The sequence below is a fragment of the Aeromonas sp. 602396 genome, from assembly GCF_049173735.1.
GTDB lineage: Bacteria > Pseudomonadota > Gammaproteobacteria > Enterobacterales > Aeromonadaceae > Aeromonas > Aeromonas veronii_A.
In genome coordinates this window covers 598492-611054 of record NZ_JAAKSD010000001.1, presented here as the reverse complement: position 1 = coordinate 611054, position 12563 = coordinate 598492, and the positions used below count along the sequence as shown (strand labels likewise).

Sequence of the window (12563 nt, the reverse complement as noted above, 5' to 3'; positions counted from 1 at the left end):
CAACCTTATCGTGAGAGCGCCTTATGTCTGATTACGCCCGCATCGCCGATGCCATCCGTTTTATCGCAAGTCAGGTGGAGCGCCAGCCCACTCTGGACGAGATAGCGGCGCACGTTCACTTAAGTCCCTTTCACTTCCAGCGGCTGTTCAGCCGCTGGGCCGGAGTGACGCCCAAACGCTATCTGCAGGTGCTGACCCTGGAGCGGGCCAAGGCGCTGCTGCAGGAGTCGCGCCCGCTGCTGGAGGTGGCCGATACCCTGGGCCTTAGCAGCGGCTCGCGGCTCTACGATCACTTCGTGCAGCTCGAAGCGGTAACGCCGGGCGAGTACAAGCAGCGCGGGGCCGGGCTGGTTATCGATCACGGGGTGCACGACACCCCCTTCGGCCAGGCGTTTGTCGCCCTGACCCAGCGGGGGGTGTGCAACTTCTCGTTTCTCGATGACAAGGCCCCAGAGGCACCGCTGGCCGCCCTCGCCCACAGCTGGCCTGCGGCAAGGCTGCAAGTAGCGCCATCACGCACCCGGGGGGTCATCCACACCATGTTCGATGGCAGCAAGGCGCCGGATCGCCCTATCTCCTTGCACGTGAGCGGCACCAACTTTCAGATCAGCGTCTGGCGGGCGCTGCTGCAGATCCCGCCCGCCAAGGTGGTGAGCTACGCCCAGGTGGCGAACGCAGTCGGCAACCCCAAAGCCGCCCGAGCCGTGGGGCTGGCGGTGGGCGCCAACCCCGTCGCCTTGATGATCCCCTGTCACCGGGTCATCCAGCAAAACGGCAAACTCGGCGGCTATCACTGGGGCGAGACCCGTAAACAGGCGATCCACGCCTGGGAAGCGGCGAGGTATGAGTGAAGGTGGCCTTTATTCTGCTCGGCCTGATGAGGAAAACAGGAATCTTGGTAGTGAGTCAGCAGACAATCAGGCAACGCCGGACAAGCGTGCGGCGATATAAAACGGGGACATAAGAAGAATCGGGGCGCAGATCGCCCCTTTTGTTGCTTTGGTTACAGGGCGTGGCGATCAGTTACACCACCCCAGCGGATTAACGAAACACGTAGGGTGTAATAAGTGCAGAGCATTGCACCATTTGCAGAGTGGCTTTTGTGCAAGGTATGAGGAACAAAAGTAGAGGTGCAATTTCATTGCACCCTACGGCACCGCAACGTGTTGTTATATGCGTGACTCACTTTCAAACTGAAGGCTAAGCGGCGCCAGCATGAACGACCCGAATCGCTCTCTCAACGAACAGGCGTAACTCACCATCTATGATTTGCACTTGATCCGCTGATGGGTTCGTATCGTGATGATATTGCCCAGCGTAACCGTTTATTTCATTTAATTCCGCAGTAATGTTCTGAGCATGAAAAAGTGGGCTATTTTGTGGAGCAGCATTAATAGCTTGAATTACCTGTCCGAACAGCAACCCGCTATCTACCATGCCAGGGAATCGGCGATGCAAATATCCTTCTAGCATAGGTCTAATAGACCTCGCAACCTCCATGCTACTTTGAGCTTCACCCGCTAAATATTCGCCTAACACTCTATGGCATTTGAAGTATGCCCCTTCACATTCTTTATCAACGTCAATCATAGCAAAATCACTATAGCGATTTTCAACAGTTTTTAATCTCAAACATACAACATGCTGAGGTGTACTTCCGCGTAAAATTTCGTCCCGCAGATTTCTCATAAAATGAATGTCGTGAACTAACACAATTAGCTGTCTGCAATTATCATGAACCCGTTTCAATATGGTACGAGTCTGCTGCTTACGATTAAGGTCTAGGCTGCAAATGGGGTCATCAATCACTACGACCTTACTTGCCAGATCAACAGTTGACTCAACTGATGCAATAAAAAATGCAAAGGCCAAAGTCCTTTTATCCCCCTCACTCAACGAGGTCTTGAAGTCAGGGACTCCGCCAGTTAATTCAATACTGGCTCCACGCATGTATAGGTTGTAATTGCTTCGCAGACCGCCTCGGTAGTTGAAATCTATATTCGGTATAGAGAATTGCGCACCAAATGCACGAAGCAACTGATTAATTCGGTCCTTGTAACTCTCAAGTGTGGTTTGCATGATCGTGTTCAAAGCATCTTTTTTAAGTTGCTTTTCAGCCTGTTTCAGTGCTTCTTCAGAAGTCGCTGTATCAAGTTGAGAAAGCATATCAACGACTTCTTGCCGATATCTGGTCTTAGCCTGTTCAAGAGTTGCAATTTGGCGATGCAAATCGTCAGTGCTCACCGTGGCAAGGTTTGTCTTGTAGTCATTAATTTGTCTAATCGCAGCGTCTATCCTGCTATTGCAATTCCTAACAATTACTAGAATTTGATCCCAGATAACTCTCAGTTCGTTTTCTGCTTCAATTGAACCGATTGGTTCAAGTAAATTAGCCTCCTTGGTGATTCTTAATTCATCCAGACGCCTTCTAATTTCCAAGAGTGCAAGCATAGAAGCATCAAAATTAAACTCCGGGGCTTGTATCTCGAGATGCTCCTGCCACCCATCAATGATTGCGCTAGCGGTAGAGAAATTTGCGGCAAGTCTTTCGATAATCGATTGTGAAGTAGCATGTGATATGAGCGTATCCAACGCAGCCACTGAGACCTTTAGACGATTATAATCTTGATTAAAATAGCTTCGATAAGCCTCAATTAGCTCGACACCGTCAAGAGGTTGGTTGCAATACGGGCAATTTTCATCGTTTCCATAGTTACGACCATCACTAATCCATTTTTCAAGGCCCGGCTGACCAAGTAGGTCTAAGTGTTGCCTGACACGTTGCTCAGCAGCCAAGTCGATATCAGATAAAGAGCGTCTAAACGTCTCAAAAATTTGACCAACATTAAGCGTTGGTTCTTCCAAGCACCTAGGCAAAGCTTTGGCTTGGATAAATCCGATGTTCTGAGCCTCTACGATTTGTTCATTTAATCTCGCGATCTGGGCATCTGCATCTACTACTTCGGCCAAATTGCGGAACTGACGAAGTGTTATGCCTCGATGAAACTCAGCCAATTGATTATTAAGTTCTCTAACTGCTTGTGCTGCCGCAACGGCGTCAGCGTCGGCTTGATCATATTCGTGCTGAGCATTTACTGCGTTGGTGCCTAGGGCAAACTGCAGAAGATTCCTTCTCTGATCAGTTGTTACTTGACCTCCTGCGTATACGTTCTTTTCCACAAAATCGGCATCGAATACCAATAACTCTGGACGTGGGTGATCCCACGCTGAGTTTGTGAATCTTGAATTCTGGCCGTTAGAGAATTGAAAATGGACTTCAGGCTGATTGCTGCCGTCTATTGTACGACGGCGACTTATCAGATCGGGTTCGTTAGAGGCGCATGATCGGAGGATTGACGTGAGAGTAGACTTGCCCACTCCGTTATCGGCGTAAATAAGACTCGCTTTCTTAAGACTATAAGCACGACCATTGGCATCATGAAGAAGGCCAACTCCCTTAACTCGGTGAATTCGTTCTAGCATTCTTTCCCCCTCCCCCGACTCTACGGGATAATGTTTGCCCTCTGAACTTTTGGCACCGGTATCTGGCAGTAAGGCACATACCAGTGATTGGATGGACGGCAGTATTAATCCGATAGTCTCCAGTCTGCTGCAGTTTACCTATGTCATTTATCGGGCTTTACACATGGATGACTCAAACGGTTGCCAAACGGCAATCTTAGCTAACGAGGTAAGCAAGAAAAGAGGGAGATGACAGTTTCCTGAGCAAGATCAATAAATTAATCAATAAGTACAAATACCGGCCACATATCAGCAGTGCCGGAGCATAGATAAAGAAAAGACGCCCTAAGGCGTCTTTCTTATTGCTGGAGTCTGGAGCAAACCGGTTAGGAGATCTCCCCCTCCCCGCCTTGCCCACAACCCTATCAGATCGGGGTAATGGAGGTGATATGGGCATCCCCGTCCAGTGATTTGAAGATCTGTACCACGGCTTCGCCATGGATCGGTTTGGCAAGCGGCACAGTGCTCTTGCACTTGAAGCGGTAGTTGGTGCCAGCCACCACTTGAGTGGAGACTTCAAAGGGTACGTACTGCACCCCTACAAATCCTTTCAGCGCCTGATCAAATACCGCCTGATCCTCGGCGGTCAGCTTGTGATATGCGGTCCATCCACCCACCAACACTGCTTGTTCTGACATATCAAACTCTCCGTGCTCTATGATCCCGACTCGTTTGGCCGTTCGGGCTGCGCCCCGTTGATTCAAGTGGTTTCCGGTCTCCACCGGGGGTCGTCACTGCCGGTTGGCGCGATGACGATGAGCCCGTTTGCGCAGCTATCTGCAACTGGATCAGCCCTCCCCCCAGCCACAAGCCGCTGTTGACAGCGGGCTCAATTGGCATGAGAGAGCCTAGTGCGAGATGGCAAAAATGCCCCTGTCACATATGACAGGGGCAAGGTGGCGAAAAAGCTGCTCGAAAAAAGAAGATATGTGGCGCAAACGATTGAGAAAAGAAAAGACGCCTCAAGGGCGTCTTTTTTGCATTTTTATGCTCGAAGGGTAGAAGGGCTAGCGCCGCTTATTCCCATTCGATAGTTGCGGGCGGCTTGCCGGAAACGTCGTACACCACGCGGGAGATACCGTTGATCTCGTTGATGATGCGGTTCGATACGTGACCGAGGAAGTCGTACGGCAGATGTGCCCAGTGGGCGGTCATAAAGTCGATGGTTTCGACGGCGCGAAGCGCAATGACCCAGTCATATTTGCGACCATCGCCCATCACACCAACGGAGCGCACCGGCAGGAACACGGCGAACGCCTGGCTGACCTGGTTGTAGAGGTCGGCTTTGCGCAGCTCTTCGATAAAGACTGCATCGGCACGGCGCAGAATATCGCAGTACTCTTTCTTCACTTCGCCAAGAACACGCACGCCCAGACCCGGACCCGGGAACGGGTGACGGTAGAGCATGTCGTAGGGCAGACCCAGTTCGAGGCCAACGCGGCGCACTTCGTCTTTGAACAGCTCGCGCAGCGGCTCGACCAGACCCATCTTCATCTCTTCCGGCAGGCCGCCGACGTTGTGGTGAGACTTGATGACGTGGGCCTTGCCGGTCTTGCTGGCAGCGGATTCGATAACGTCCGGGTAGATGGTGCCTTGCGCCAGCCACTTGGCGTTTTTCAGCTTTTTCGCTTCATCATCAAACACTTCGACGAAAACGCGGCCGATGATCTTACGCTTGGCTTCCGGCTCGTCAACACCGGCCAGGGCAGAGAGGAAGCGCTCTTCCGCTTCAACCTTGATGATGTTCAGACCAAAGTGGTCACCAAACATCTCCATCACCTGCTCGCCTTCGTTCAGACGCAGCAGACCGTTGTCCACGAAGACGCAGGTCAGGCGATCGCCGATGGCGCGGTGCACCAGCATGGCAACCACGGAGGAGTCGACACCGCCGGAGAGACCGAGGATCACTTCATCGTCACCTACCTGCTCGCGGATGCGGGCAACGGCGTCGTCGATGATGGTGGCCGGGGTCCACAGGCATTCGCAGCCGCAGATGTCTTTGACGAAGTGCTCCAGCATGCGGGCACCCTGACGGGTGTGGGTCACTTCCGGGTGGAACTGCACGCCGTAGAAGCGCTTGGCCTCACACGCCATGGCCGCGTGGGGGCAGGTCGGGGTCTGGGCGATGGTGGTGAAGTCGGCCGGAATGGTGGTGACCTTGTCACCGTGGCTCATCCAGACATCCAGCAGGGCATTGCCGTTGTCGGCGATGGCATCTTCAATATTGCGCAAGAGGGCGCTGCTCTTGCCAGCTTCGCCCAGCACTTCCACCTTGGCGTAACCGAATTCACGCTCGGTAGAGGATTGCACCTTGCCACCCAGCTGCTCGGCCATGGTCTGCATGCCGTAGCAGATGCCGAACACAGGGACACCGGCGTTGAATACATACTCGGGGGCGCGCGGGCTGCCAGCTTCGGTGACGGACTCGGGGCCACCGGAGAGGATGATACCGCTCGGATTGAATTCGCGGATCTGCTCTTCGGTTACGTCCCAGGCCCACAGTTCGCAGTAAACGCCGATTTCGCGCACGCGGCGAGCGATCAGCTGGGTGTACTGGGAACCGAAGTCGAGGATAAGGATACGGTGCTGGTGAATGTCTTTAGTCATTTTATTCCTGCATCAGGCTGATGTTGTCACAAAGGGCACGGGATAAAAAAGGGTGGAAAAACGGGGCGCAGGGCCCCGTTTTATCAGCCCATCCGATAGTTGGGGGCTTCTTTGGTAATGGTCACATCGTGGACGTGGGACTCTTTCATCCCGGCGCCGGAGATGCGCACAAATTCAGCTTTGGTGCGCATATCGTCGATGGTGGCGCTGCCGGTCAGGCCCATGGAGGAGCGCAGGCCGCCCATCTGCTGGTGGATGATCTCTTTGAGGCGACCCTTGTACGGCACGCGACCTTCGATGCCTTCTGGCACCAGCTTGTCGGCGGCGTTGTCGGTCTGGAAGTAGCGGTCGCTGGAGCCTTTGGACATGGCGCCCAGGGAACCCATACCACGGTAGGATTTGAAGGAGCGACCCTGATAGAGCTCGATCTCGCCCGGCGCTTCTTCAGTACCGGCGAACATGGAACCTACCATGACGCAGCTGGCGCCCGCGGCAATGGCCTTGGCGATGTCGCCGGAGAAGCGGATACCGCCATCGGCAATCACCGGAATACCGGTGCCTTCCAGCGCGTCAACGGCGTCGGAGATGGCAGTGATCTGGGGCACGCCCACGCCGGTCACGATACGGGTAGTACAGATGGAGCCCGGGCCGATACCGACCTTGACGGCGTTGACACCGGCAGCAGCCAGCGCCTTGGCACCAGCGGCGGTCGCGACGTTGCCACCGATGATCTGCAGATCAGGATAGGCGTCGCGGGTAGCCTTGATGCGATCCAGCACACCCTGAGAGTGGCCGTGGGAGGAGTCAATCAGCAGCACGTCAACACCGGCTTCCACCAGCGCGGCGACGCGCTCTTCGTTACCGGCACCGGCACCAACCGCAGCACCGACCCGCAGACGACCCTTGTCATCTTTACAGGCGTGGGGCTTGCGCTCGGCTTTCTGGAAATCTTTAACGGTGATCATGCCCTTGAGTTTGAAGTCGGCGTTGACCACCAGCACCTTCTCGATACGGTGCTTCTGCATCAGGGCAACCACCTCTTCGCGGGGGGCGCCTTCACGCACGGTGACCAGACGATCTTTCTGGGTCATGATCTGTTCAACGGTCTGGGAGAGGTCAATCACGAAGCGCACGTCACGGCCGGTGATGATACCGACCAGCTGATTGCCGTCAGTCACCACGGGGTAACCGGCGAAGCCATTCTTGTGGCTCAGCTCCTTGATTTGGGCGATGGTCATGTCAGGGCGCACGGTGACGGGGTCGGTGACTACGCCGCTCTCGTACTTCTTGACCTTGCGCACTTCGGCAGCCTGCTGCTCGATGGACATGTTCTTGTGGATAAAGCCGATACCGCCTTCCTGGGCCAGTGCGATAGCCAGACGGGCTTCGGTCACTGTATCCATGGCAGCGGAGATCATCGGGATGTTCAAGCTGATGGCGGAGGTCAGCTTGGTACGCAGATCGGCAGTATTGGGAAGAACTTCGGAGTGGGCGGGAACCAACAGTACATCGTCGAAGGTTAACGCTTCTTTGGCAATCCTGAGCATGGCAATATCTCACCGTTGAGGAAGTGGGGGTGTAAAATATTGCCGACGAAGTTTACTCACGCATTGGTCACTGGTAAAGAAGTTTTTTGAATTTTTTATGGCATAGCCCTCTTTTAGGCGGCCAACGGCGCAAAAAACTAATAAATTCAGCTGTAATCATGCCTTTTTTCACGACAAGATGATCTTTTTTGTCGTTGAGCCCCTTTCTCCCTCCAACCTCCCGGAACAGCATTTTCAATGATCCAATTATGTGCAGCCGGGTGTTCAGTTTCCCTGATAGCGACCTGGCTTGTGCCAATTCATCAGCATGGCGTTCATCGCCAGCGCACTCAGGGTGGACCAGAGCAGCAAGGGCAGTGGCAAGGTGAGCAGGGAGAGTGCAAACACCAGCACATCAAGCACCATCTGGCTCTTTCCCGCGTTGATGCCAACGCGCCGTTGCAGCCAGAGCGTTACCACCCCGGTGCCACCTACGGAGGCATTGTGGCGCGCCAGAGACAACACCCCCATGCCGAGAAAGGTCCCCCCTACCAAGGCGGCAAACAGTGGGTGGACATAGCTCACCGTCAGCAGCAGCGGTACCGCCTGGGTGGCCGCCGAGAGGGTAACGTTGACGATCAGCGTCTTGATGGTGAAGGCGCGCCCCATAGTGAAGTAACAAAACACCATGAAGGGCATGTTGACCATGAAGAACAGAACCCCGATGGGCAAACTGCTGACATGGGCGAGCAGCAGGGCGATGCCCGCGATGCCACCGGTGATCATGCCGGAACACTTGAGCAGGTTGAGACCGACCGCGATAAACATGACCCCGAGCACCATGCCGTAAACATCGTCCTTGAGGGTGTGGGCCAGGGCTTTGGTCGCCGGCACGGGCGACATGGTCATTTCACTCTCCATATGACTCCTCTCCATGTTTGCTGTGACATCAGGGCACCAGTCACTGGGCCGAAGGGGTCGGCATACTCGGGCGCCCTGGCCATTTCCCCTGCCGGTCCCCCCTGCCGACATCACAAGACTCAGCAAAAAAAGCGCCAATCAACACAAGCATCCAGGATAAGCTGAAAAATCAAATTTAAATTCCGACATTCTGCCTATGACAGGAGCAACACACCCATTCATGGGACAAACATCAGGCTGCATCAGCATGTTTGACCAGCCACACTGAAGGCAGCTCACCATCTTCCCTTTTAAAGCCCGTTATTAAGTGGATCATGTTGATATGGTGCCACATGGCAGCATGAATCATGCTCGTCACAGGAGGGGCATAGGGTGGATACGGCATATTTCTCCAAGGTGGGTTCCTGCTGCCAATGTCGATGATGCGCACCACTTTGGGGCGAAAGCACCATAACAGAGCAAGCCACCCTCGGATGCCGCTTGCTCCCAAGCGATGTCGACGCTACTGCTTATTGCCTTCCCCGTCTGGTCCCTCTCCCTCGATCCCTTGATATGCGGCATAAAAAAGTCGGCCCCAAGGCCGACTCGCTGCACACTGTGACAGGCTTTCCTTATTTGAGATATTTACCGTCAACGCCCACCTTGCCCGGGCCGTTCAGTACCCAGACCCGTGCCGAATAGGCGGGCACCGCAAAGCTCAGACTGCCGTTGCTGACGTTCTGACTCGCGCCGGTCACCGCATCCGTATAGGTGCCGTTCTTCAGGCCACTCAGGTTTATTTGCTGGGCCGAACTGGCCGCGAGGCCCACGGCAGCGTAGCTGCCTTGAGCGCTCAGGTCACGCACGAAGCTGATGCCGCTGCCCCACTCGTTCACCTGGCTCATGGGCGCCTTCTGCAGGGCGGGCACCGCCTTGCGGATCTGGTTCAGGCGCTTGATGTGCTGGTAGAGCGGGTGGCTCGGAGTGGCCGGGTTGTCCAGCACCTCCCCGTAGTAGGCACGACCAGTCTGATCCACCGTCATGGTGGCCCCGTCGATATCCTGAGGCTTGCCCGCCTGGAACATCACCTCCTCCCCGTAGTAGAGGGTCGGGATGCCCCGCGCCGTCCAGAGCAGGTTGTAGGTCATGGCCGCATTGCCCTCTTCCCCGCCGTAGCGGTACTTGAAGTCGTTGTCCGGCCCCACGTCATGGTTCTGGAAGAAGGTGATGAGCTTGGTGGCATCCCCATAGACCCAGTCCATGGCAAAGATCCCGCCCACCCCGCCAAAGCTCCCCCGGGTGACGTTGTCACGGAAGGTGGAGAAGAGGGAGAAGTCCAGCACAGAGAGGCCGGAATCGCCCCCTGCCCGGGGATCCGCCGGGTTCGGCGTGGTGCGGGTATACCACCAGGGACGGATCACCGCCGAGGCATTGTCGTTGGCCAGCTCAGAGCCCCAGCCGGTGCCCTTGACCAGGTTCTCGCCAAAGACGAACAACCCCGGCTTGTGGGCCTGCCAGTCGTGGACATAGGTCAGCAGCTCGTCCCGCTCGATGTGCTTCAAGGTATCGATGCGAATGGCGTCAACCCCCATGTCGAGGTACTGGCGGATGGCGCCGTTGAGGTAGTCCTTGACGTTCTGGTTGCCGGTGGCGAGATCGATGCAATCCCCCGCCATGTGTTTGCGCTGCAGGGCGAGCGGGCTCTCCCAGTCACCGCCTGACATGAAACCGTCCAGGTGATACCAGGCGGGATCCAGGGTCTGGGCGTCGATGCCGAAGAAGCGGTTGGGGTTGTAGCCAGCACTCGGCACGGTGGCGCCTGTCTTGGGGTCCACCAGAGGCTGGGTGCCCGCCGGATCGGACTGGCAGCGGGCCTTGTACCAGTCGGGAGCCGCCGGGTTGTCGTCGTCACAGCGGTTGGCGCTAGCGTAGTCCCCGAGGTTGCCCTGATAGGGGCCGTTGTTGATGAGCCCCTGGCTCGACCCCGCCGGTACGTAGTATTTGACGGGCAGGCGATCGATCCAGGTCTTGCCGCGCAGGCCGTACTGGCTCGAGTGGTTGAGCACCACATCCTGGATCACCTTGAGCCCCTTGGCGTGGGTCGCCTGGATGAACTCCCGGTAACCCGCCCCCGGCGACTCCAGACGGGGATCGACCCGGTAGAAGTCGTAGGCGTGGTAGCCGTGGTAGTCTAGGCCGGAGCGATTCTCCACCGGTGGCGTCACCCAGATGGCGGTGAAGCCGAGATCCTTGATGTAGTCGAGCTTGGCGATCAAGCCCTTGAAGTCGCCGCGCCAATGGGGATCCCCCGCCTTGTAGCGATCCCGGTTATGGTAGTTGTTGCTGGCATCGCCATCATAGAAGCGGGCGGTCAGCAGGAAGTAGATGCTCTCGGCACGAAAATCGCCGCTCGCCACACCCTGCTCGCCGATACGGTACTCGAAGCGCTGCTCGCGCTGATTGCCGCTGGCGTCAATGGCAAGGGTGCGGATCACCAGATCGGTGCCGCTCCCCTTGTCGCTCGCCACCAGGGGCTGGCCTGCATAGCGGGCCGACGCCGTGGTGGGCTGGCTGCCGTCCGTGGTGAAATGCACGGCGGGGGCGCTGTCCTGATCGTCGCTCACCCCCAGGGTGATGGACTGGTTGTCCAGATAACTCCCCGGGGCCGGGGTGACCGTCACCGTGGGGGCCTGCAGATCGGCCCCGGCCAGCGTCTCCACCTCGATGGCCTTGCGCAGGCTGTCAAAGCAGATGCGATAGCGGGTGTTGGCGCTGACCAGGTAATCCTGGGCCGGATACGCCTCGGCCCAATCCCCCTTGTGGTCAATCTTGAAGCGGGGGTTGTTGCTGCCAAAGGCCTGCTCGGTGCAGAAGGTGGTACCATCCTCGCTGGTCATGGGGGTGAGCCCCCAGTTGTTGGTCGTGCCCCGGAAGTACCAGCTGTCGCTGCTCTGTCCTGCCCCGACCATCACGCTCACGCTGCTGCTGCCCTTGGCGCCCTGATCGTCGGTGACCGTGAGGCCATAGGTGAAGTTGCCGGTCTGGGTGGTGCTGACGACGATGCTCTCCGTGGTCTCGCCGCTGCTCCACAGATAGCTCGTGATCTGGCCGTCGGGATCCGTAGAGTCGCTGCCGCTCAAGGTCAGTGACGCCCCCTGGGTCACATTCACCGTGCCCCCCGGGGTGATGACCGCGAGCGGCGGCTGGTTGTCATCCCCAAGGGGGGTGATGCTGTAGACCAGGGTCTGGTCGTTGACCTGGATGCGCACCGTACCCACGGCGCTCCAGAAGATGTCGCCGCCACTTTTCTCAAGCACGCCGTCGCCGTTGCTGTCGCCAAAGTTGACGGCCCAGTCGCCAGCCTGATCAAACTTGAGGCGCTGGCTCGCCTTGCCATCCATGTAGGCTTCCACCTGCCACAGGTGATCCCCTACCAGAGTCATGGGGAGGCTGGCCCAGCCGTTGAAGGCGCCGCGTACGTTGAGCTGCGGCAAGGTGCTGGCAAACCCCGAGGCCTCGCAACTGGCCACCGCCGTCGCGCTCACCGCCTGAGTGCTGGCGTTGATACGGATCTGGTACGCCGTGTTGGCATTGACCCCGTAGTCGGCCGCCGGGTAGCTCTGCTGCCAGTTGCCGTACCTGTCTATCTTAAAGCGCGGGCCGCCGCTGGCATCCCCGCTCACGAAGCGCTGGCAGGTATCAAAATTGACGCCGTCCGTCGACGTCATTGCGGTCGCCGCCCATCCATTCGCGGTGCCCCGGAAGAACCACTCCGCCGCCGACGTCGGCGCCGTGATCAGGGTTCCCAACAATCCGGCCGCGAGTATCCATCTAGCCATTGATAGTCCTTTATTTTCATTGTTTTGTGTGTGATGCCGGTGTGCCCCGGCATTCCCCCATCCGCTACAGTCCCGCCTTCGGATGAGCCCGATCAGTCTAGAGTTCCCCATAACCAATTCATGGCGAATGCGCGCAAAATGTGACCACCATCGACTTCGCTATTGGCTG

Annotated in this window: 7 protein-coding genes; 1 reads left to right on the top strand and 6 read right to left on the bottom strand. The window is 56.8% G+C overall.

The genetic code is table 11. The features are described from left to right. The first annotated feature begins 23 nt into the window (after nt 1-23). Nucleotides 24-851 (top strand): bifunctional transcriptional activator/DNA repair enzyme AdaA, encoded by an 828-nt coding sequence (locus G5229_RS02665; RefSeq protein WP_421208327.1) that lies wholly within the window; start codon nt 24-26, stop codon nt 849-851. Nucleotides 852-1200: 349 nt separating this feature from the next. Here the strand turns inward: G5229_RS02665 and G5229_RS02660 are convergent, their stop codons facing one another. The 6 genes from G5229_RS02660 to G5229_RS02635 form a co-directional block, all read right to left on the bottom strand. Further along, complete coding sequence (locus tag G5229_RS02660; protein ID WP_124929297.1) at nt 1201-3483, bottom strand: AAA family ATPase; 2283 nt, start codon at nt 3481-3483, stop codon at nt 1201-1203. 404 nt (nt 3484-3887) lie between these two features. Next, entirely contained in the window at nt 3888-4160 is a 273-nt protein-coding gene (locus G5229_RS02655) for a hypothetical protein (protein ID WP_005337011.1), read from the bottom strand. A 379-nt stretch (nt 4161-4539) separates the two neighbouring features. After that, the gene (gene guaA, locus G5229_RS02650; protein WP_019445882.1) at nt 4540-6129 is read right to left on the bottom strand and encodes a glutamine-hydrolyzing GMP synthase; all 1590 of its coding nucleotides are present in this window, start codon (nt 6127-6129) and stop codon (nt 4540-4542) included. A gap of 83 nt (nt 6130-6212) precedes the next feature. Next, complete coding sequence (guaB, locus tag G5229_RS02645; protein ID WP_005360033.1) at nt 6213-7676, bottom strand: IMP dehydrogenase; 1464 nt, start codon at nt 7674-7676, stop codon at nt 6213-6215. A 264-nt stretch (nt 7677-7940) separates the two neighbouring features. Then, the gene (locus tag G5229_RS02640; protein WP_100654792.1) at nt 7941-8564 is read right to left on the bottom strand and encodes a YitT family protein; all 624 of its coding nucleotides are present in this window, start codon (nt 8562-8564) and stop codon (nt 7941-7943) included. A gap of 623 nt (nt 8565-9187) precedes the next feature. After that, nucleotides 9188-12394: an alpha-amylase family glycosyl hydrolase gene (locus G5229_RS02635; RefSeq protein ID WP_421208324.1), complete on the bottom strand. Its 3207-nt coding sequence runs from the start codon at nt 12392-12394 to the stop codon at nt 9188-9190. Nucleotides 12395-12563 lie beyond the last annotated feature (169 nt).

Bases quoted from the DNA above. Each gene is read 5' to 3' on its own strand.
- G5229_RS02640 (WP_100654792.1), bottom strand. From the start codon at position 8,564: ATGACCATGTCGCCCGTGCCGGCGACCAAAGCCCTGGCCCACACCCTC.
- G5229_RS02660 (WP_124929297.1), bottom strand. From the start codon at position 3,483: ATGCTAGAACGAATTCACCGAGTTAAGGGAGTTGGCCTTCTTCATGAT.
- G5229_RS02665 (WP_421208327.1), top strand. From the start codon at position 24: ATGTCTGATTACGCCCGCATCGCCGATGCCATCCGTTTTATCGCAAGT.
- guaB (WP_005360033.1), bottom strand. From the start codon at position 7,676: ATGCTCAGGATTGCCAAAGAAGCGTTAACCTTCGACGATGTACTGTTG.
- guaA (WP_019445882.1), bottom strand. From the start codon at position 6,129: ATGACTAAAGACATTCACCAGCACCGTATCCTTATCCTCGACTTCGGT.
- G5229_RS02635 (WP_421208324.1), bottom strand. From the start codon at position 12,394: ATGGCTAGATGGATACTCGCGGCCGGATTGTTGGGAACCCTGATCACG.
- G5229_RS02655 (WP_005337011.1), bottom strand. From the start codon at position 4,160: ATGTCAGAACAAGCAGTGTTGGTGGGTGGATGGACCGCATATCACAAG.